The organism is Paraburkholderia phenoliruptrix (assembly GCF_902859825.1).
Lineage (GTDB): Bacteria > Pseudomonadota > Gammaproteobacteria > Burkholderiales > Burkholderiaceae > Paraburkholderia > Paraburkholderia phenoliruptrix.
On record NZ_CADIKB010000006.1, the window covers coordinates 59,089 to 79,219 of the forward strand.

The 20,131-nt window shown below is 63.6% G+C and carries 18 protein-coding genes; 10 read left to right on the plus strand and 8 right to left on the minus strand.

What is annotated here, in order from left to right:
- The first annotated feature begins 23 nt into the window (after positions 1–23).
- Positions 24–749, plus strand: coding sequence for a precorrin-4 C(11)-methyltransferase (gene cobM, locus HV711_RS09185; protein WP_028359895.1), 726 nt, complete (start codon positions 24–26; stop codon positions 747–749).
- Positions 750–844: 95 nt separating this feature from the next.
- Here the strand turns inward: cobM and HV711_RS09190 are convergent, their stop codons facing one another.
- Entirely contained in the window at positions 845–2,338 is a 1,494-nt protein-coding gene (locus HV711_RS09190; protein ID WP_035483809.1) for an MDR family MFS transporter, read from the minus strand.
- A 247-nt stretch (positions 2,339–2,585) separates the two neighbouring features.
- Here HV711_RS09190 and HV711_RS09195 point away from each other — a divergent pair, with 247 nt between their 5' ends.
- Both HV711_RS09195 and HV711_RS09200 read left to right on the plus strand, forming a co-directional pair.
- Positions 2,586–2,858, plus strand: a complete 273-nt coding sequence (locus tag HV711_RS09195; RefSeq protein WP_013590206.1) for a DUF1488 family protein — start codon at positions 2,586–2,588, stop codon at positions 2,856–2,858.
- Between the two features lie 161 nt (positions 2,859–3,019).
- Complete coding sequence (locus tag HV711_RS09200; RefSeq protein ID WP_028359896.1) at positions 3,020–3,655, plus strand: carbonic anhydrase; 636 nt, start codon at positions 3,020–3,022, stop codon at positions 3,653–3,655.
- Positions 3,656–3,684: 29 nt separating this feature from the next.
- On the opposite strand, the gene HV711_RS09205 is transcribed toward HV711_RS09200, so the two are convergent.
- The 4 genes from HV711_RS09205 to HV711_RS09220 form a co-directional block, all read right to left on the minus strand.
- Positions 3,685–4,317: an alpha-ketoglutarate-dependent dioxygenase AlkB gene (locus tag HV711_RS09205; protein WP_035483806.1), complete on the minus strand. Its 633-nt coding sequence runs from the start codon at positions 4,315–4,317 to the stop codon at positions 3,685–3,687.
- A 107-nt stretch (positions 4,318–4,424) separates the two neighbouring features.
- Positions 4,425–6,110 (minus strand): alpha,alpha-trehalase TreA, encoded by a 1,686-nt coding sequence (treA, locus tag HV711_RS09210; RefSeq protein WP_035483805.1) that lies wholly within the window; start codon positions 6,108–6,110, stop codon positions 4,425–4,427.
- A gap of 167 nt (positions 6,111–6,277) precedes the next feature.
- On the minus strand, positions 6,278–7,018 hold the full coding sequence (locus tag HV711_RS09215) for an LrgB family protein (RefSeq protein ID WP_035483802.1): 741 nt from the start codon (positions 7,016–7,018) through the stop codon (positions 6,278–6,280).
- A complete protein-coding gene (locus HV711_RS09220; RefSeq protein ID WP_013590196.1) occupies positions 7,015–7,398 on the minus strand; it encodes a CidA/LrgA family protein in 384 nt (127 codons plus the stop codon). Before HV711_RS09220 ends, HV711_RS09215 begins: the two co-directional genes overlap by 4 nt.
- A 138-nt stretch (positions 7,399–7,536) precedes the next feature.
- Between HV711_RS09220 and HV711_RS09225 the strand changes: the two genes are divergently transcribed.
- From HV711_RS09225 to HV711_RS09250, 6 genes are all read left to right on the plus strand, one after another.
- On the plus strand, positions 7,537–8,691 hold the full coding sequence (locus HV711_RS09225; RefSeq protein ID WP_035485772.1) for an epoxide hydrolase family protein: 1,155 nt from the start codon (positions 7,537–7,539) through the stop codon (positions 8,689–8,691).
- 571 nt (positions 8,692–9,262) lie between these two features.
- Positions 9,263–11,431 (plus strand): M1 family metallopeptidase, encoded by a 2,169-nt coding sequence (locus HV711_RS09230; RefSeq protein WP_035485769.1) that lies wholly within the window; start codon positions 9,263–9,265, stop codon positions 11,429–11,431.
- A gap of 190 nt (positions 11,432–11,621) precedes the next feature.
- Positions 11,622–12,563: a metallophosphoesterase family protein gene (locus HV711_RS09235; protein ID WP_013590193.1), complete on the plus strand. Its 942-nt coding sequence runs from the start codon at positions 11,622–11,624 to the stop codon at positions 12,561–12,563.
- A gap of 27 nt (positions 12,564–12,590) precedes the next feature.
- Positions 12,591–12,932: a cupredoxin domain-containing protein gene (locus HV711_RS09240; protein WP_035485766.1), complete on the plus strand. Its 342-nt coding sequence runs from the start codon at positions 12,591–12,593 to the stop codon at positions 12,930–12,932.
- 588 nt (positions 12,933–13,520) lie between these two features.
- Positions 13,521–14,360 (plus strand): hypothetical protein, encoded by an 840-nt coding sequence (locus HV711_RS09245; RefSeq protein ID WP_035485764.1) that lies wholly within the window; start codon positions 13,521–13,523, stop codon positions 14,358–14,360.
- Complete coding sequence (locus HV711_RS09250; RefSeq protein ID WP_028359903.1) at positions 14,320–15,465, plus strand: GGDEF domain-containing protein; 1,146 nt, start codon at positions 14,320–14,322, stop codon at positions 15,463–15,465. Before HV711_RS09245 ends, HV711_RS09250 begins: the two co-directional genes overlap by 41 nt.
- Before the next feature lie 31 nt (positions 15,466–15,496).
- On the opposite strand, the gene glgA is transcribed toward HV711_RS09250, so the two are convergent.
- The 3 genes from glgA to HV711_RS09265 all read right to left on the minus strand — a co-directional run bounded on the left by glgA (position 15,497) and on the right by HV711_RS09265 (position 19,065).
- On the minus strand, positions 15,497–17,095 hold the full coding sequence (glgA, locus tag HV711_RS09255) for a glycogen synthase GlgA (RefSeq protein WP_035485762.1): 1,599 nt from the start codon (positions 17,093–17,095) through the stop codon (positions 15,497–15,499).
- Between the two features lie 285 nt (positions 17,096–17,380).
- Positions 17,381–18,853: a sodium:solute symporter family protein gene (locus HV711_RS09260; protein ID WP_013590188.1), complete on the minus strand. Its 1,473-nt coding sequence runs from the start codon at positions 18,851–18,853 to the stop codon at positions 17,381–17,383.
- Positions 18,850–19,065, minus strand: a complete 216-nt coding sequence (locus tag HV711_RS09265) for a DUF3311 domain-containing protein (RefSeq protein ID WP_013590187.1) — start codon at positions 19,063–19,065, stop codon at positions 18,850–18,852. Before HV711_RS09265 ends, HV711_RS09260 begins: the two co-directional genes overlap by 4 nt.
- A gap of 368 nt (positions 19,066–19,433) precedes the next feature.
- On the opposite strand from HV711_RS09265, the gene HV711_RS09270 reads away from it, so the two are divergent.
- Positions 19,434–20,114, plus strand: coding sequence for a MarC family protein (locus tag HV711_RS09270; RefSeq protein WP_014971794.1), 681 nt, complete (start codon positions 19,434–19,436; stop codon positions 20,112–20,114).
- Positions 20,115–20,131: the final 17 nt, after the last annotated feature.

A 20,131-nucleotide genomic window follows, 5' to 3' on the forward strand; every position in this document is an offset into this window, starting at 1 on the left:
CCGCATCAATCACGGAGTACTGAATGACGGTGTTTTTTATCGGCGCGGGTCCTGGGGACCCGGAACTGATTACGGTGAAGGGGCAGCGCCTCGTGCGCAGTTGTCCGGTGATTCTGTATGCCGGCTCGCTCGTGCCGGCCGCGGTGCTGGACGGACATTCGGCGATACAGGTGGTCAATACCGCCGAGCTCGATCTCGATGAAATCGTGGCCTTGCTGAAAAACGCACACGATAAAGGCCAGGACGTGGCGCGCGTGCATTCGGGCGATCCTTCGTTGTATGGCGCCATTGGCGAACAGATTCGCCGGCTGTGCGAACTCGCCATTCCGTACGAGATCGTGCCGGGCGTGACGGCCACCGCTGCGTGCGCGGCGGCGCTCGGCTGCGAGCTGACCTTGCCCGGCATTTCGCAGACGCTGATCCTGACGCGTTACGCGACGAAGACAGCGATGCCCGAGGGCGAACAGCTCGCCGATCTCGCACGGCATCGCGCGACGATGGCGATTCATCTGGGCGTGCGGCACCTTGCGCGTATCGTCGACGAATTGCGGCCGCATTACGGCGGCGCGTGTCCGATCGCGGTGATCTATCGCGCAAGCTGGCCGGACGAGGAAAAGATCACCGGCACGCTCGACGATATTCTCGGCAAGGTTCAGTCGACGCACATCGAGCGCACGGCGTTGATCCTCGTCGGCGAGGTGCTCGCCGCGGACGGTTTCGCCAACTCGACGCTGTACGCGAAAGGCTGACCGCGCGGCAGCGCCGGGCGCGCGCTGCGCGAGCGCAGCGGCGGGTTCGCCACGGGCCGCCTCGAATGGTTCAATGGTTCGGCGATCTCAGCGCGTCAGTCTTCCAGCGGCGAGAGCGCCTCCAGCGGCATCTTCTTTTCCGCACCGATGGTGATCGCCGGCACGAGCGTGAGCAGCGCGACCACGAAAATCGCTATCGCAAAGATCGACAGGAAGGTGAGGTGCAGCGATTGATGCAGCACCATGCGGATAGCGTTGCCGCCGCCGAGGCTCGCAGCCTGGTTTTGCAGCAGGCTTTTCAGTTGATCGGATGTGACCACCGCGCTGCCTCGCGAATGACTCAGACCGAAATTGAGCACCGCGCCGAACAGGGTGGCGCCGAGTGTGCTGCCGAGGTTGCGCGAAAATAGATTCGACGCCGTGGCGCTGCCGCGCTCGTCCATCTTGACGATTTCCTGAATCAGCATGAGGCAGCTGACGCTGGAAATGCCCATGCCGAAGCCCATCACCAGTGAGCCCAGCCCGGCGACGACCGGCGAGCCGCCCGGCGCAAGCAACAGCAACAGCACCGCGCCCACGGGAATGAACGTACTGCCGCCTATCAGCATGCGCCGCAAGCCGATACGGTGAAACGACTTGGCGGCGAGCGTCGCGCCGGCCGGCCAGCCGACCATCATCATCGTGAGCGCGAGGCCCGCTATCACCGGCGAGCGGTTCAGCACGCCTTGCACGTACATCGGCAGGAACGTGGTGGAGCCCATCAGGATCATGCCGGACAGCACGGTCGCGCCGTTGCACGCGGCAATGGGGCGGCGGCTCCACAATGCGAACGAGATCATCGGCTCTTTCGCCCGGCGCTCCTGCAGCACGAACAGCACGAGACACACGACGAATGCGCCGCCGGCCATGGATGCGTGCGCGAGGTCGTCGTCGCCCGCGTAGGTGAGTCCGGTCATCAGTGCGGCGATGGCCGCCATGAAGAGCGCTGCGCCCGCGAAGTCGATGGAAGGGCGCGCGTGCCGCTCCGATTCGCGCAGGAACGCAATAAAGCCGGCTGCCGATGCGAGGCCGATCGGCACATTCATCCAGAAGATCCACGCCCACGACATGTTGCGGATGATGAAGCCGCCGACCATCGGCCCGACCACTGCGGCAATCGCCCACACGCTCGCGAGATAGCCTTGCACCTTGCCGCGTTCGCGCGCCGGGTACAGGTCCGCGACGATGGTCAGCGTGACCGGCTGGATCGCGCCTGCGCCGACGCCCTGAATCAGACGGAACGCGATCATGGCCGGCATCGACCATGCGAAGCCCGCCAGCACTGAGCCGACGAGAAAGATGGCGATGCCGGCCAGCATGACCGGCTTGCGGCCATAGAGATCGGCGAGCTTGCCGAACACGACGGTGATGGCCGTTTGCGCCAGCAGGAAGGACGAGAAGACCCAGCTGTACAGATGCAGATCGCCGAGTTGGGCGACGATCTGCGGCATGGCAGTGGAAACGATGGTGGCTTCGATGGCGACCATGGCCATGGAAGCCATCACGGAAGCAATGACGAGGGGACGCGACGATTGCGGATTGCGGGACATGGGACGAAGTTGGTATCAGAATAGTGGGTGCGCCTGCCGGGCGACGCCTGCACCGCGCCTGCGCGCCGCGCCGCCGGCAGGGCGGGCGCAGCAGGACGGCGGTGCGACGGCAGCGGACATCGAGTATGCACCTTGTGCGCAATTTGCGCTGTCGGACGGCCAGCGGGGCCGGCGTGGCGCAGGGGTGGCATAGGGGTGGCATAGGGATTGCAACCGACGAGATTCTTTCGACACATGGAGGGTCATTATGAGGATCGAATTCACCGGACGCCGTGAAGTGGTGGCGGCCGCGCGCGTCGCCTTCGAAGCCAATGTCGATGGAAAGGACGTCTGGTGCAGCGTCTCGCTCGATGCACTGAACGACCATTTCGGCAACGGCGGCCCGTCGGCGCACGATCTGGTGGGCACGTTCGAGGCCAACCGCGCGCAGATCGAAAAGGCCGCGCAGCGCGTGCTCGAAAAGAACGGCGGGCAATCGGTGGAACTCGAAACGCGCGACTTCGACAAGACCGGCCCGTGAGCACGGCGTCGCGGGCGGCCCGCAGGGAGCGGGCTTGACCGACAAGCCGTGGCTGCACTGGCGTGCGGCGCGGGCTCTGGGCACGGTAACGCGGTATAGTCGCGCGAATTCTTCGCGGCCGTGCCGTGCGCCGCGCGCCCTTTGACTATCTGGAGAACTTCGTGCAGGAAATCATCGAGGGCTTGATCCGCTTTCAACGCGACGTGTTTCCGCAGCAAAGCGCCTTGTTCAAGCGGCTGTCGACCGCGCAAAGTCCGAGTACGCTGTTCGTGACCTGCTCGGACAGCCGGGTGGTGCCCGAGCTGCTCACGCAGGCGGAGCCCGGCGCGCTGTTCGTGATTCGCAATGCGGGCAATATCGTGCCGTCGTATGGTCCGGAGCCGGGCGGCGTCTCGGCGACGGTCGAGTATGCGGTCGCGGTGCTGGGCGTGCGCGACATCGTGATTTGCGGCCACTCGAACTGCGGCGCGATGACGGCCATCACGACCAACACCAACCTGGAACACCTGCCGGCCGTCGCGGGCTGGCTGCGTCACGCGGATGCCGCCAAGGCGATTCACGCGTCGCGCACCTATCAGTCGCCCGCCGAGCGCCTCGACGCGCTCGTCAAGGACAACGTAGTCGCGCAGCTCGCGAATATCCGCACGCATCCTTCCGTGGCCGTCGGCCTTGCGAACAAAAAGCTGCAGCTGCACGGCTGGATTTTCGACATCGAGAGCGGGGTGATGCTCGCACTCGACGGCCGCACCGGTCAATTCGTGCCGCTGCTGGAGAATCCGGACATTTTTGCCGTGTAGTCAGGCGTCTGCGCGCTTATCGACTGTTCCTACGGGCCTTCGTAGCAGCGAAACGCGAGGCTGATGCGCGGCCCGACGCTTTCGGCAAGCTTCGGAATGCCGTGGTCGTGCGTGAACTGCGACGCGTAGCTCATGACGAGGCAACTGCCGGCCTCCAGGTCGACGTGCACGGCGCGGCCGGGCCCTTTTTTCGGGCGAATGGTCATGCGGCGCGTCGCGCCGAGCGATACGATCGCGATCGGTTCGCCGCGCACGAGGTTCGCGGTTTTATCGTTGTGCGGCGCGACGCTGTCGTGTTCGTCGCGATACAGGTTGAGACCCACCCGGTTGAACGGGGCGCCGACGAGCGCTCGCACCGCCTCGAAGGCTTCGGCAAGCGGCGCCGGCAGATCTTGTGCGTCGCGCATGAAAGTGGCGATGAGCCGTGGTACGGCCACCTCGCGCTCGTACATGATGCGCTGATGGCTGCTCCAGCCGATATTGCCGAGCGCCTCGCCGAACCACTGTTGCGCGCGCGCAAGCGGAACGGATTCGGGCAGATAACGGATGCCGCCTTCCTTGTCGGTAAAGAGCGTGACCGGCTCGGGCGCAAACAAGCCTTGCTGGAATGCCATGATCGAACGCCCGGCGGGGTTCGGCCCGCCGGCAAATGACTGGTTCATGCCGGCTATTATACTGTGTTTTTATACAGTATTTATGCGTCCGATCGTTGCTGGCGGGCGGTGTCGGGTCTCATCGTGCCGGCCGGCGCGCCGCGTGTGTGCCGGGTTCACTCGCCCGGGCTGTATAGATCGAGCAGTTTCAGCGTGACGCCATTAGTCCAGCCGAAGCCGTCCTGCAGCGGATATTCGCCGCCGCCACCGCCGCCCGTGCCGGCGCCTTCCACCACGTATTTTTCGACCAGTTTCCTGTCCGACGCATAGACGCCCTTTACGTCGGCGAGAAAGCGCGTGCCGATCTGCTGCGCGAGCGCGTCCTGGCCGTAGCGCTTCAGACCCTGGATCGCGACCCAGTGCAGCGGCGCCCAGCCGTTCGGCGCGTCCCACTGTTGGGCGGTGTTGTAGGTCGTCGTGACGAGGCCGCCAGGCTGCAGCAATGTGGACTGCACCTGCTCCCCGGTCTTTTTCGCGCGATCCGGCCATGCCGCGCCGACGAAGAGCGGGAACACCATGGCCGCCGTCTTGTTGTCGCGCGGTTTGGCGAGCTGCCAGTCATAGTCGCCGTAGTAGCCGTTCGGGTTCCACAAGTAGCGGTTGATGGCAAGCGCGCGCTTCGCCGCCCGTCCCGCGAATTCGCCGACGCAGCGGAAATCGCGCGTCTCGCCGCAGCCTTTCGCGATGGTGATTTCCAGATGGAACATGAGGCTGTTCAGATCGACGGGGATGATCGACGTGGTGCGCACCGTCGCGAGCGTCATGTTGTCGCCGAACCAGCGCGAACTGAAATCCCAGCCGCTTTCGGCGGTCGCGCGCAGTTCGCGGTAGACGTCGTTCGGATTGCGGCCGGTTGCCTTTTGCGCGGTCTGAATGTCTTCCAGATACGATTCGTCGCGAGGCGTGTCGAGTTCGTCCCAATAGCGGTTCAGCACGGAGCGGTCGTGCATCACGACCACGTTGCGCGTCGCCGACCCGGCCGGCGTCGAGCTTTCGCCCTGCATCCAGTAGCCGTATTCCTTGCGCAGCGCGGGCAGGTACTTCTGATAGACGCCATGTCCTTCCACTTTGGCCGCGAGCTCCACCATATGCGAGAAGAAGGGCGGCTGCGAGCGGTCGAGATAATACGTGCGATTGCCGTTGGGAATATGACCGAACGTGTCGATCATGTACGCGAAGTTGTCGAGCATGTTGTCGACGAGGTCTTCGCGGCCCGCTTCCTGAAGGCCCAGCATCGTAAAGTAGGTGTCCCAATAGTAGCCTTCGCGAAAGCGGCCACCGGGCACGACATAGGGCTTCGGCAACGGAATCAGCGAGCTGTTGGGCGGCGCGCTCGTGGTCGTGCGGGTGAGGGCGGGCCATAGCCAGTTGATGTGCTCACGCAGCGTCTGGTTCGCGGGCGGCGTGATGACCGGCTCGCTCGGCGGCGTGAAGTACTGGTTCACGAAGCTGGCAAGCGAAAAGCCGGGATTGTTCTTCTGTTGCTGATACAGCTGCACGATCGCGGCGGGGTCCGCGTTCGGCGTGGCATCGACGAAGGTCTTCTGGTCCGGATAGATCTGCGCCGTTTGCACGGCCACGAAGAGCTCGCCATAGAGTTTGTCCGGCGCGGGCGGCAGCGTGCCGCCGACCTGCGTGTCGGCACGACAGACGGACGACAGCCCAATGAGAAGGGCAACGCTCGACACGGCGGCGGCGCGATGCAACGGCTTCAGGCGGGCGGCGCAAAAGAAGGGCTGCGATGAAAAGCCGGGTGCGCGGCCGGCACAGTGAATGCTGCGCACTTGCGATGACACAATCATGTCTCCTCCACAGGGAATGGACAACAGGATTGGTCTGCCTCTCACACCCTCTTGTGGGGACCTGCAATGACGTGACCTGCGCTGGGGCGTGGCTAGCATCGCATAAAAGCGCACGTCCTTCAAACTATGCGAGGTGAATGGCTGCTTGCGTTGTGTACACCTAACCTTTACCCCGCGAGCCACCGCACAACAACCGGCATCAACACCGGCACCACAAACGCGGTAAACACGCCGTTGAGTCCCATGCCGAGCCCGGCGAATGCGCCCATCTGCTCGCTGACCTGAAAGGCGCGCGCCGTGCCGATGCCGTGCGACGCGATGCCGAGCGCAAAACCGCGCACTTCCGGTTCGGCGATTTTCAGCCCGTTGAGAATGGCGCGCGCGAACACGGCGCCGAACACGCCCGTCGATATCACGAGCACCGCGGTCAGCGACGGTATCCCGCCGATCTCCGACGCGACGGCCATCGCAATCGGCGTGGTCGCGGATTTCGGCGCGAGCGACGCGAGCGTCTGATGCGAGGCGCCGAACAGCGCCGCCACGCCAATCGCCGAGACAATTGCCGTCAACGAGCCGGCCACGAGTCCGCCGAAGAGCGGCAACGCATAGCGGCGCAACTTCGGCCACTGACGATAGAGCGGCAACGCAAGCGCGACCGTCGCCGGACCGAGCAGGAAGTGCACGAACTGCGCGCCCTCGAAATAGGTGGGGTACGGCGTGCCCGTGATTTCGAGCACCGCCACCAGCAGCGCCACCGCGATCAGCACCGGATTGGCGAGCGGATTGAAGCGCGCCTTCGCATACAACGTCTGCGCAATCAGATACGCGATCAACGTGATCGTGAGCCCGAGCAACGGGCTCGCGGCAAGATAGACCCAGATCGCGCCGAGCTTCGGCAAGGCGGTCATTGTGCGGCCTCCGTGTCGGCGCGATCGTGCGGTTGCCGGCGCTGCTGCCGGCGCATCAACGCGCGCGTGACGAGCGCCGCCACCGCAATCGCCAGCGTCGTGCTGACTGCAATCGAAACGATCACCGCCACCGCATCCCCGCGAATACGGCTTGCCGAGACCATGATGCCGACGCCCGCCGGCACGAACAGCAGCGACAGATGCCGCAGCAATTCGAGCGCGGTGGGCTCGATCGCATCCGCGGTTTGCGGGCGCATCATGACGAAGCCGAACAGCAGCAACATGCCGATCACCGGGCCGGGAACGGGCAGATGGAACACGTAAGACACGCCTTCTCCAAGGCATTGAAACGTAAGCAGGGCGGCAAGCGCTCCCAGCATGTCGATCTCCAGCGCACGAAACGGAAATGCGGCCATTGTGTACCATGCCGGTAGTTTCGTGGTTCATGCCCGCCAGGCGCCGCGCGTCTCGCGGCCACAAAATTCTCTCGATCGACTATTGCGCCCCGGACAACCCCCATGCATATCGAGCCGTTTCATATCGCCGTGCCGCAAGACGACATCGACGATCTGCGCCTCCGTATTCGCGCCACGCGCTGGGCGCCCGCGACGCCTTCGCCGGCGTGGCAGCAAGGTGTGGACCCGGCATGGCTGCGCGAGCTTGCCGATTATTGGGCGAACCGGTTCGACTGGCGCTCGGCGGAGCAGCGCCTGAACCGGCTGCCGCAATTCATCGCCGATGTCGAAGGGCAGCGCGTGCATGTCGTGCATCGGCGCGGCGTCGGCCCCGCGCCTTATCCGCTCGTGGTCACCCATGGCTGGCCGGGTTCGTTTGTCGAGTTCGAGGCGCTGCTCGAGCGGCTGTGCGATCCCGCGGCGTTCGGCGGCGATCCTGCGGATTCGTTCGATGTGGTCGTGCCTTCGCTGCCCGGTTTCGCGTTCTCGCAAGCGCCCGCGCGGCCCGGCATGTCCGCGTTCCAGGTTGCCGACCTGTGGGTGTCGCTGATGAACGGCCTCGGGTACCAGCGCTTCGGCGCGCAAGGCGGCGACCTCGGCGCAGGCGTGTCGATTGCGCTTGCGGCACGGCATCCGCAGGTGGTCGACGGCATTCACCTGAACTTCCTGCCGGGCAGCTACGAGCCGGCAACCGGTGCCGCGCAGCAACCGTTGACGCCTGAAGAAGAGGGCTTCTTGCGCGACAGGAACGAGTGGGCCGCGCTCGAGGGCGGCTACGCCCATATGCACGCGACGAAGCCGCTGACGCTCGCGGCTTCGCTGAACGATTCGCCTGTGGGACTCGCCGCCTGGATCGCCGAAAAATTCCGCGCGTGGAGCGATTGCGAAGGCGATGTCGAGCGCGTGTTTTCGAAGGACGAGTTGCTCACCAACATTTCGCTCTACTGGTACACGCAGAGCATTGCACCCGCCATGCAGATGTACTGGGAGAACCGACTTCAGCCGATGCGTTTTGCGCACGGCTCGCACGTGTCGACGCCTGTCGGTTTTGCGCGCTTTCCCAAAGAGATCAGTCGTCCGCCGCGCAGTTGGCTCGAACGCACCTTCAACGTCGTGCAGTGGAACGACATGCCGGGCGGCGGCCACTTTGCCGCCATGGAGAAGCCGGATCTGCTCGCGGCCGAGATCCGCAGCTTCTTCAGACCGCTGCGCACCTGACCGCGCAGCCGGACCTTTTTCGATTTCTCGCTGGACTCAACAGCTAGTACACAAACGGCGCCGATATTCCGTCGGCTTGCCGTTTTTCGCCTTATCACACCACGCACTCAAAAAATAAAAATTTTTCCGTAGTGCGGCGGGGGAAATCCGATATTTAGAGTATTAACTCAGGTTAATTGCTGGGGTATTCGGATTGCATGGATTGAATGCGAAATCAGGAAAGTTTGTGAAAGGAAGTTGACACGATAACGTTTGCCAAACTAGGCTACGCACTGTCGTCCAAACTGATCACGGTTTATCGGGTTAACCGAGGAGCCGCGCTGGCTTTGGCTGGCCGCCGATCTATGGGGCGGCAATGATTTGTCTCGCCGACATATTGAAAGTTTTGTAATAGACAAGTTTCGCTTTTATAAAAATCAGCGCTCAGTGCTGAGGACATAACACGTCCCATTATTCTCGCTAGCAATTCGGTGCTAGTGCGGGAGACCTTTTTTGCTGAAAAAAGAGAATCACGGCTGAAGTGACTCAACGCACTTTTCTTTATACCGATATTGTCAGTCGAGGATTAAAAATGCGTATAAATTTCCGATTGCAGATGCAGTGTCTGGCGCTAGCCGGAATAATGGCCCTGGCGGGCTGCGGTGGAGCAGACGGCTCCGCTTCGTTGACGAGCAAATCCGCGCAAGCTCCAGCCAGCGCTTCCGAGGTGGCATTGGTGCCGCCCGCGAGCGCGGTGCTCGCGGACACGTCGATCGACAAGACCGTGCAGCCGGTCGAACTGCCGAACACCGTCACGCCGATCAACTACAGGCTGTGGTTCAGGCCGAATCCCGCGCTGTCGTCCTTCGACGGCCGCGCCGACGTCCAGATCAAGGTGCAGAAGGCGGTCAACGCGATCACCATCGCCGGACATCGCATCAAGTTCACCAACGGCACCATCACGCTTCAGCCCGGCAATATCGCGCTGATCGCGACGCCGCAGGACGACGGCGACTTTTATCAGTTGCGGCCCGTCAGCGGGCAGATCGCCGCGGGCAACTACTCGCTGCATATGGAGTGGACCGGCATCATCAACTTCAAGAGCTATGACGACCCAGCGACCAAAACGGGCGGCAGTTGCGGCAACGATCCGTATCCGGGCTGCTCCGCTGCCGAGGGCGTGTTCCGCGTCGATCTGAAGGCGACCGACGGTACGACGAGCGGCGCCATCCTCACGCAAGGCGAGTCGAATCTCGCGCGGCAATGGTTCCCCGGCTGGGACGAGCCGGCGTTCCGCCCCACCTATGAGGTGAGCGCGGAAGTGCCGCAGAACTGGAAGGTCGTGTCGAACGCGGCAGAAAAGCCCGCTGTGAACGTGGATAGCGGCTACAAGCTGGTGTCGTTCGAAAAGACGCCGCCCATGCCTTCGTATCTGCTGTTCTTCGGCGGCGGTCAATTCGATATTCTCGAAGACGACTTCACGAGCCCGCTGCCCGACGGCAAAGGCTTGCACCTGCGTATCTTCACGCCGCCCGGCATGCGCGACTGGGCGAGGCCCGCGATGCAGCAGACCAAGCAGGCGCTCGACTACTACTATCGCTACACCGGCATCCCGTTGCCGCTCACCAAGTTCGACACGGTCGCCGCCAACGACGCGTTCAAGGAGCAGAAGGACCTGAACTTCGGCGGCATGGAAAACTGGGGCGCCATTCTCGAATTCGCCGACGACATCCTGCCGGCGCCGGGCACGAGCATGTCCGACTATGGCGTGACTGTGCTCACGCATGAGGCGGCGCATCAATGGTTCGGCGATCTCGTCACGCTCGACTGGTGGGACGACGTTTGGCTGAACGAATCGTTTGCGACGTTCTTCGAGAACAAGACGAAGGTGCGCTTTTTCCCGGACCGCTTCAGCTGGGTCGACCAGGTGAAGAACAAGTACGCGGTCATCAACGCGGATCTGAAGTCCACGTCGTTCCCCGTGCAGCCGAACTTCAACGGCTGGGCGTCCAACGACTTCGTGCTGAGCGCGAGTGCCTTCACGTATGACAAGGGCGGCCACGTGCTGAAGATGCTCGAGAACTATCTCGGCGAGGATACGATGCGCAAGGGGCTGCAGCAGTATCTGGCCGACTACTCGCTCGGCAACGTGACGCCCAGGCGTCTGTGGGACGAGCTCAGCAAGGCGAGTGGCGAGCCGATGGTCGCGATCGGCGACAGCTTCGTGCGGCAAACCGGCGTACCGCTCATTTCGCTCGACACCCAGTGCGATCTGACGACGAATCAGACCATCGTGACGCTGAAACAGCAGCCGTTCCCGAATCAGAATCAGTATCCGGGCACGCAGTGGACCATTCCGTTGACGCTCGCTTATGGCGACGGACTGACTTCGCGCAAGACGGTCGCGATGAAGGACATGCAAACGCAGGTGCGGCTGAACGGCTGTTCCGCGGTGCTCGCCGATCCGAGCGGCCTCGACTATTACGTGACGAACTACAGCAACAACGCATGGAGCCAGTTGCTGGCGCAAAGCAGCGCCCTGAAAGATCCGGTGCTGCTCACGAGCTTGCAACTCGAAGCGAAACTGCTCGTTGCGCATGGTCTCGCGGACCCGTCGCGTGAGACGGGCATCGGCTCGCTCAGTTCGGCGAACGCGATGGTTGCCCGCCAGTTGCTGAAGGCGCCGGCGCCGAGCACGCAGTCGCTGCGGCCGACGATCCGCTATCAAGGCGCGCTGCGGCAGAAGGCACAGGCGCAGTAAGTAATCCGACAGCCTGGGTGGCATCGTGTATCCGATGCCAGCCAGCCAGGCAGGTTGCCTCACAGCGAACGATCTTTTTGCGGCCGCCGGGAATAAATTCCGCGCGGCCGCAGTCATGCCTGACGAACCGGGCCCGAAGAACGCTGGATAAGCCGGCGCTCTGTTGGTGGCCCGTTATCGTGAGGCCAACATGTCGTCACATTCCTTCGATCCGTCGCGCCGCGGCGCACTGAAATGCCTCGCCTTCGGCGGCGCGGGTACGCTCTTCGTTCTCGCGGGCGGCGTTCTCACGCCGATGCAGCTCGCGCTCGCCGCCGACGGCAAACCGGCCGCGACGGCCGGTGTGCCGCTCTTTCTTCAGATCAGCGACACGCATATCGGCTTCAACAAGGAAGCCAACCCCGACGTTGCCGGCACGCTGAAGCAGACCATCGAGTTCGTCAACGCCATGCCGGTCAAGCCCGCGCTCGCCATTCATACCGGCGACATTACGCATCTTTCGAAGGCCGCCGAGTTCGATCTCGCCGCGCAATTGCTGTCCGGACTGCCGGTCACGGAACTGCATACCGTCCCCGGCGAGCACGACGTGACCGACGGCCCCGGCACCGAGTACTTCAGCCGCTTTGGTCAAGCGTCGGATAACAAGGGCTATTACAGCTTCGACCATGACGGTGTGCACTTCGTCGGTCTCGTCAATGTGATGCACTTCAAGCCGAACGGGCTCGGCAGTTTAGGCGACGAACAATTGAAATGGCTCGAGAACGACCTCAAGGCGCGCTCATCGAGCACGCCGATCGTGGTTTTCGCGCACATGCCGATGTGGACGATCTATGAGCCGTGGGGCTGGGGCACCGGCGACGCAGGCGAGGCGATGAGCTATCTGAAACGCTTCGGCTCGGTCACGGTGTTGAACGGCCATATCCATCAGATCGTTTCGAAAGTGGAGGGCAACATCACCTTTCACACTGCTCGTTCCACGGCCTATCCGCAACCGGCTGCAGGGCAGGGTCCGGGCCCCGGCCCGATGACGGTTGCAAGCGCTCAGCTTCCGAAGATGCTCGGTGTGACGAGCGTCACGATCGCACGTCATCCGCTCGGAGCAACGCTTGCCGACGCGACGCTGGTGTCGTAGCGGCCACCCACTTCATGGAGATCAGTCATGCGAAACAATTTCCTTCGCCGTGGATGGAGGGGACTCATTGCCGGCGCCGCGCTCGTCGCGGGCGCCGGGGTGCTGTCCGCGTGGGCCGAAACGCCCGGCCAGGTGGTCATCAAAAACTTTATGTTTTCGCCGATGGCGCTCACGATCAAGGCCGGAACGACCGTGACGTGGAAAAACCTCGACGGCGAGCCGCATACGGTCGTCAACGATGCGGGCATGTTCCGCTCGGCAGCGCTCGATCAGAACGATACTTACCAGTTCAAGTTCGACAAGCCGGGCGTGTACAACGTGTTTTGCGGCATTCATCCGAATATGAAAGAGACGATCACCGTCCAGTAAGTGGGAGCACGCCGCGCGCGAGCCGCCAAGTGTTTCGATTTCGCCATAGTGGTTTTGTGCCGAAATATCGGCGAAACGCGCCAATTTTCCGCTCTGGGGAGAAGGCGGGGGCGACTGCGAACGGCGGTGCGCGCGAGCAGAATGTCCTGCTTTTTGCCGCGCGCGGGGCTGCGAGAAAAGCACTCCGTTTAGTGGATCGCGCAACCATTTTCATGCGTGCGTTGCGCGCATGTTTGAAGCGTGCCTGCCGCCCAGCAGTTAAAATCCGCCAAAACAGGCCTGCTTATTGCGTGTTAACGGGCCCCGCACCCGCTGCCGGCTTCAATGCTGCGCGCAGCGGGCCTTCGCAGCGGAGGACCGGTCGGGTCAACGCGCTGAGGTTTGTCGCATAGGCATGCGGCGTTGAACGTTTTACCTGCTTTTCCAGGCTCTAATGCGATCTGCCGAACAGACGTTTGAAGCAGAGCGAGTCGTGTTGTCGCTATCGGACGAGAGAGTTACATTCTTCCAGCAGCGTTTGCATCGACCGTGCGAATTGTGTGATCAGGCCTGATGGAGCGTCAGACGGAAGAATTGCGGAGTATTACGATGTACAACGATCCTGACTTGCCTCATGTTCGCGCGGACAACGACGATGTGGACTTCGATAACGGAACGGCTGAAACAACCGGCGTGACGCCGCGCTTCGGACGCCTCGCGCTGTGCGTGGCGGCGGCGAGCGCGCTTGCGTTCGGCGTCGTCGGTACCGTGGCTTACGGCGTGTGGTTCAACAGCGATCAGCAGACCTACGCGGAGGCCATCGCCCGCGCGCGCCAGGCGCTACGCATGCCTGCTCCGGGTAACGCGGCGGCCGTGCTGGCGAAATCGTCGGAGGGAACCGGCAGTCCGCTTGCCATGAACGTCGACGTCGCGCCGCCCGCCGCGACGGTGCCGGCAGCGCCGCCGAGCCCGCCCCTCGTGACCTCCGCGCTCGGTGCACCGACGCGGAATCCCGGCGTTGCCCCCACCACGCCCGCGGACACCATCGCGTTGCTCGACTTGCCGGCCATTCCGGCGCAGCCGTCGGCATCTTCCGTTGACGAGAGTCGCAAGCCGTCGACATGGACCGGGCAGATCTCCCGTCCCGACGAGGAAGAAGAAGTGCTGGCGGACAACTCCTCCGACGCACCCTCGACCGCAGCGGCGGCAGCAGCCCTCTCGCCTCGCGCCGTGCCGACTGTCGCACGCGCTCCCGAAGCTGCGGCGCCGCAGCTCGCCTCCGCGCGCCCCGCGCGTGAAGCGAGATACGCCCAGCAGGAACGACGCGCGTCGGCGTCGAGCCCGCGGCGGAAAAGCAATCTCTTTGCACGAATGGGTTCGTTCTTTCGACGCGTGAGCTATCGACAACATGGCAGCGGAAGCCAGCAAGACCTCTACTCGCATCCCTGAGCCGCTCTTCGCCTGGCGCCCGGGCCGCTTGCGCGCAGGCGGCTGGCGGCTCACGCCCGGCCCAGCCACCGTCGCCGTGGCGTCGCTGCTGTGCCTGCTGATCGGCCTGTTGTATCTGGCCACGCAGATCAGAACCGTGTTTTCCGATCAGGTCAAACAGGAATACGCGAGCCTCGTGCTCGAGGCCGTCGAGCACGCTCAGACGGCGCGCACGCGGGTCGGCGTATGGGAGGAAGTACCGGGCGCGCACGACGCCGCGGCGAACGGCTACCGCGAGGCGCGAGCCGAACTGACGCGGCGCCTCGCCTCGCTCGCCGCGCTGGTGAATGCCAGTCCCGCCGGCGCGCCGCGTATTCCGTCGTCCGTGTTGTTGCCCGATGCCACGCTCGCGCAAATGGACGCGTTGCTCGGCAACGCGTCGTCCTACTGGCACGCGCAGCGCGATGCGCACAGCGCCGACATGCGCAAGCGGATCACGCTCGTCTCGCGCATGCTCATTGCGATTGCGGCACTGTTGTTCTGCATGCTGATCACGGCGCTCGGCATGTACGCGAAGCGCAACCGGCAACTGGCCGGCCAGTCGCACGAATTCGAGCACGCCGCGCTGCACGATCCGATGACGGGCCTCGCCAATCGGCGCAAGCTCGTGGCCGCGCTGGAGGAGGCCGCCATGCAGGCGTCGAGCGACGCGGGCGAAGGGAAGATCGCCGTGCTGTACATGGACCTCGACGGCTTCAAACAGGTCAACGATTCGCTCGGCCACCGCGTCGGCGACGAGTTTCTCATCGAGGTTTCAAAGCGCTTTCGCGAATCGGTGCGCAGAGACGACGTCGTCGCGCGAATAGGCGGCGATGAATTTGCGGTGCTCGTTCGCCGGTTCTCCGCGCAGGAAGAACTGCGTCACATCGCGCAACGTCTGATTGGCTGCGTGGTGCGCACGGACGAGCAGATGGGCATGGGCATGGTTCGCGCAAGCATCGGCATCGCCACCTATCCGGATCTCGTCGACGACTATCGCCGCCTCGTGGCTGCCGCCGACGCGGCCATGTACCAGGTCAAGCGCAGCGGTAAGGACGGCTACGCGTTTGTCTCGCGCGCGTCCTGAGGCCCGAGCGCGCGCGAGCCCTGCGCTGCGGCTACGCGCTCAGCACCATCTCGCCGGCGCCCGCGTTGAATGCCTCATCCCGCCGAGCCTGGCGCGCGCCGGCTGCTGCGGTTCGCGAACGGCCGGGTGTCTTGCGAACCCGCGTGTCGCGCAGTGCCGGACGTGCATCGACGAGATCCGCGTAGAGTGCAAGATAGTTCGACGTCGACACTTCCCAGCTCGAATCGCGGCTCATCGCATTGCGCTGCAACGCATGCCACGACGACGGCCGCACGAACGCGGCCAACGCGCGGCCCACCGCATGCACGACGTCATGCACGTCCTCTCCGTCGAACAGGAAGCCGGTCGCACAGTCTTCCTCGCGCGCCTGATCCGGCGCGTAATCGACAATCGTATCCGCGAGGCCGCCCACGCGCGACGCCACCGGCACCGTGCCGTAACGCATGGCATAGAGTTGCGTGAGTCCGCAAGGCTCGAAGCGGCTGCCGTGCAGCAGAATATCGGCACCGGCATGCAGCATGTGCGCGCGCCGCTCGTCGTAACCGATCTGCACGCCCACGCGGCCCGGCCACGCTGCGGCCAACTCCTGCAGCGCCTCTTCGAGCGCACGCTCGCCCTCGCCGAGAATCGCGAACTGCAAACGTGGATGCTGCTCGAGCAGCACGGGCAGCGCGCGTGCCACCACGTCCGCGAGTTTCTGTTGCGTGAGCCGGCTGCCGATCGCGACGAGCGGCGCGAACGGGTCGCGCGTCAAACCGAACGCCTGTTGCAAGTCGCGCTTGCAGGCCTGCTTGCCGGCCGTGTCGTCGAGCGAATACGGGCGGGCGATGTACGCGTCCGCAGCCGGATTCCACATGGACGTGTCGATTCCATTGACGATTCCCGAAAGCTTGGCCGCCTGCGCCTGCAGCACGCCTTCCATTCCGTGACCGAAGCGGGGCGTGAGAATTTCGCGCGCATAGCGCCGGCTGACGGTCGTGACGCGGTCCGCGTGCACGATACCCGCCTTCATCATGCTAAGGGATCCGTAATATTCGATGCTGCGTTCGTCGCTCAGTGCGGGCACGAGCAACTCCGGCGGCACGCCGATCCAGCCGCCCATCGCGAGCGGATGATTGCCCTGGAAGGCCAGGTTGTGAATCGTGAAGACGCTTTTTGCTGCAACGCCTGCGAGACGCATATAGAGCGGCGTGAGACCCGCATGCCAATCGTGCGCGTGCACGATGTCGGGGCGTTTCAGATTGCGAACGCCTCGCGCTACCCGGGTGGCGGCTGCCGCTAGCGAGGCGAAGCGCGTCAGGTTGTCGAGGTAGTCGCGTCCTTGCGGGTCCCGGTACAAGCCTTCGCGCGCAAACAGGTGGTCCATTTGCAGCAGCAGCACCGTCACGCCGCTATCCGGCATGCGCGCGCGTAACAGACGCGCATCGCCGCCCGGGAGGCCGGTCATGCGCGCTACCGGCGTGACGTCGACGGCGCGCGCGAGCGCCGCCGGATACGCGGGCATCAGGATCGAGACGTCGACGCCGGTATCCTGCAAGGCTGCGGCATAGGCGCTGACCATGTCGCCAAGTCCGCCGGTTTTGGCGAGAGGAAGGGCTTCGGAAGCGACAAGAAGAACGTTAAGCGGCAAGGTGGCCCCCAAAGGACGCGTTTTTTGCACTTGTGCAGTGCGGCGGAAACACAGGGCCATAAAACAGCAAGCGCTGTGCCCGCCACGCGCAGGCTTGGGGCGCCTTCATGCTAGTGTGTTACGCGGCTTACTGCCAGTTACAAAAGCTGCGTTCGCGCTCCGCGGGGTGGGCGTTTTTTCACGTGCGTGTAGTTTTGACGTTGCGCTTGTGCGCGCGAAAAAAAGCCGTCGCCCGGGGCGACGGCTTCTTGCCGGGAGCAGCGGCAGGGCTGGAGCAGGGCGCGGTCAATGCGCCGATGCGTGCGTGTGCCCGACGCGCCCGCTTTGCGTCATTGCACTGACGATAATGAAGACGATGATATTGACCGCGAGCGCGACAAAACCGATGTTCACGTCCTTGAGCGCGTCGGGTAGAAACGGCATCAACTGGCCGATCGTCAGATGCATCGTCGTGGTGATCGCCACCACCGCGACGCCCGCCACGATTCCGCAGAACGCCCCTTGCTTCGTGGCCCGATTGCGCGGAAAGAGGCTGCAGACGACGGCCGGAAACAGCTGTGTGACGAAGCTGTAGCCCATCAGCAGCAAGGCCACGATGGTTTCGCCGCCGTGCAGCGTAAAGGCGACCGCCACCAGCGCGACGACAGGCACGAGAATGCGCGCGAGATTCGCGACTGCGGCGTCGGACGCGTTGCGGTTCACCATGCCGCGATACACGTCGTTCGCGAGCAGCGTGGATGCCGACGTGAGGATCATCGAGCCCGGCACCAGCGCGGTCAGAATGCCGGCCGCGCCGATTACACCGACGAACCACGGGTCGAAGGTCTGCAAGGAAAGACGGAACAGCGACAGGTCGATGTCGCCGCCTTTCAGCCCCGGCACTTTCAGCGTGGCCGCGAAGCCGACGAAGAACACGAAGAGCAGAATCAGCTGGTAGAGCGGCAGCACCATCGCGTTGCGGCGGAAGATGCGCTCGTCTTTCGCGGTGAAGATCGAGCCGAACGTATGCGGCCACATGAAAAAGCCGAGTGCCGTGAGCAGCACCGTGGACTGGAACCACGTCACGCTCGAGCCTTTCGCCGGGAACGTCAGGAAGCCGGGACGGGCCGTGTCGATGGCATGGAACATCTCGCCGAGGCCGCCATAGTAGTGCAGCGGCAGATAGATCCCGAGAAAGAGAACGATCGCCAGAATCAGCAGGTCTTTGACGACCGAGTTCCATGCGGAGCCGCGCACGCCGGAGACGATCACATACGCGGTCACGACCGCGGCGCCGATCCAGATGGCGGCCGTCGACGAGATCGCGCCATACGAAGCCGTCGCGACAATAATGCCGAGGCCCTTCAACTGCAGCACGAGGTAAGGAATCAGCGCGGCCACACCGACCAGCGCGACGAGCGTGCCGAGCGCCGGGCTGTCGTATTTGCGGGTAAAGAAATGCGGCTGCGACACGAGACGCTGCTGTTTCGCAAAACGCCAGATGGGCGGCAGCATCCAGTACGACAGAATGTACGCAAGCGTGCCGTACGCGAGAATGTAATAGACGGCCGCGCCTTTGCCGTACGCAAAGCCGCTGCCGCCGAGGAACGTAAACGTCGTGTAGATCTCGCCGGCCATGAGCAGGAACACGAAGGCGGTGCCGAAACTGCGGCCGCCCACGGTCCACTGTTCGAGGCTCATGTCGTGGCCATGCTTCGCGCGCACGCCGAGAAACAGCGCAAACAGCGTGATGGCTGCAATGATGACAAGTGCGCTCATGGGCGGACCTCCTCGCTATCGGCCGCAATCTGCCGATTCGACGGGTCCAGACGATAGACGATCGCCATGATGATCGAACTCAACACTACCCACGCGACGATCCAGCCCAGCACGAACGGCATGCCGAGCAGGAGCGGCTCGACGCGGTTCACAAACGGAACACCGAGCAGAATGCCGATGAACGGCAGCGCGGCGAGTACACGAAGCAACATGGGGCAACTCCTCGAACTGTGAGTACGTCTCGTTGAAAGTGCAGCTTCGCTCGCGACTGTATGCCGGATGCTTCCGTCACGTAAAGTAGTTCAAAAAAATGTAGGCTGTCTGAAAGTTGCGTGCGCATCGATCGGCGCGGCGCCCGCGAGCTGTTGCTGCGTTGCAATGCGCGCGCGCCGCAACCCGGAACTCGCGGTGCATGCCCGAGCGGCACGCCTTTTCCATGAATTGATATCGCGCCGCGATATGATGCTGGCCACGCAGCGTACGCAGGCTCTGGAGGTTTCGCGCCTCCGGTTCAACCACACGGCACGGCACGCCCCGCAGCAGTCGCAATGCCCGGGCGGCCGCTCGATACGGATCGCATATGGTCGAAAGTCTGATCTCGGACATTCTGTTTGGCTTCACGGGGCTCATCAGCATCATCAACCCTATCGGCGTGGCCTTTGTCTTTCTTGACCGCACCGCTTCGCTGACGACCGAAGAACGCACGGCGCTCGCGAGAAAGATCGCGATCAATGTCGTTTGCGTGCTGCTGGTGGCGTTTTTCATCGGTACGCCGATCCTGCATTTCTTCGGCATTTCGATGGAGGCGCTGCGCATCGGCGGTGGGCTCGCGGTCGCGGTGGGCGGCTGGCAGATGCTGAATGCGCCCGACACGCAGCCCGCCGAGCAGCCGGGCGTGAAGCGCGTGGACGCCGAAAACGCAAAGGCTCGGGCGTTCTTCCCACTGACGATTCCGCTGACCACCGGGCCCGGCTCCATCGCCACGGCCATCGCGCTGACCGCCAACCGCACGCACAAGCTTTCCGAGTTCGTGCTGTCGGGCATTGCGTCGGTCGTGATCACACTCGCGGTTGCACTGACCGTGTATCTGGTCTACAGCCGCTCGGTGGTGTTCGCCCGCTATCTCGGCGCCGAAGGCACCAAGGTGGCCATGCGCGTTTCTTCGTTTCTGTTGTTGTGCATCGGCGTGCAGATCATGCTGACCGGCTTCTCCGAATTCCTGATTCCCATTGCGACGATGCCACCGGCGGTGAGCCGTTGAGCATGAAACCCGGCAAC

What these genes read in the sequence shown, in the direction of transcription:
- HV711_RS09225 (WP_035485772.1), top strand. Translation starts at nt 7,537, where the DNA reads ATGCATATCGAGCCGTTTCATATCGCCGTGCCGCAAGACGACATCGAC.
- HV711_RS09245 (WP_035485764.1), top strand. Translation starts at nt 13,521, where the DNA reads ATGTACAACGATCCTGACTTGCCTCATGTTCGCGCGGACAACGACGAT.
- HV711_RS09220 (WP_013590196.1), bottom strand. Translation starts at nt 7,398, where the DNA reads ATGCTGGGAGCGCTTGCCGCCCTGCTTACGTTTCAATGCCTTGGAGAA.
- HV711_RS09195 (WP_013590206.1), top strand. Translation starts at nt 2,586, where the DNA reads ATGAGGATCGAATTCACCGGACGCCGTGAAGTGGTGGCGGCCGCGCGC.
- HV711_RS09270 (WP_014971794.1), top strand. Translation starts at nt 19,434, where the DNA reads ATGGTCGAAAGTCTGATCTCGGACATTCTGTTTGGCTTCACGGGGCTC.
- HV711_RS09205 (WP_035483806.1), bottom strand. Translation starts at nt 4,317, where the DNA reads ATGAACCAGTCATTTGCCGGCGGGCCGAACCCCGCCGGGCGTTCGATC.
- HV711_RS09190 (WP_035483809.1), bottom strand. Translation starts at nt 2,338, where the DNA reads ATGTCCCGCAATCCGCAATCGTCGCGTCCCCTCGTCATTGCTTCCGTG.
- HV711_RS09215 (WP_035483802.1), bottom strand. Translation starts at nt 7,018, where the DNA reads ATGACCGCCTTGCCGAAGCTCGGCGCGATCTGGGTCTATCTTGCCGCG.
- HV711_RS09240 (WP_035485766.1), top strand. Translation starts at nt 12,591, where the DNA reads ATGCGAAACAATTTCCTTCGCCGTGGATGGAGGGGACTCATTGCCGGC.
- HV711_RS09265 (WP_013590187.1), bottom strand. Translation starts at nt 19,065, where the DNA reads ATGTTGCTTCGTGTACTCGCCGCGCTGCCGTTCATCGGCATTCTGCTC.
- HV711_RS09260 (WP_013590188.1), bottom strand. Translation starts at nt 18,853, where the DNA reads ATGAGCGCACTTGTCATCATTGCAGCCATCACGCTGTTTGCGCTGTTT.
- HV711_RS09235 (WP_013590193.1), top strand. Translation starts at nt 11,622, where the DNA reads ATGTCGTCACATTCCTTCGATCCGTCGCGCCGCGGCGCACTGAAATGC.
- cobM (WP_028359895.1), top strand. Translation starts at nt 24, where the DNA reads ATGACGGTGTTTTTTATCGGCGCGGGTCCTGGGGACCCGGAACTGATT.
- HV711_RS09230 (WP_035485769.1), top strand. Translation starts at nt 9,263, where the DNA reads ATGCGTATAAATTTCCGATTGCAGATGCAGTGTCTGGCGCTAGCCGGA.
- treA (WP_035483805.1), bottom strand. Translation starts at nt 6,110, where the DNA reads ATGATTGTGTCATCGCAAGTGCGCAGCATTCACTGTGCCGGCCGCGCA.
- HV711_RS09250 (WP_028359903.1), top strand. Translation starts at nt 14,320, where the DNA reads ATGGCAGCGGAAGCCAGCAAGACCTCTACTCGCATCCCTGAGCCGCTC.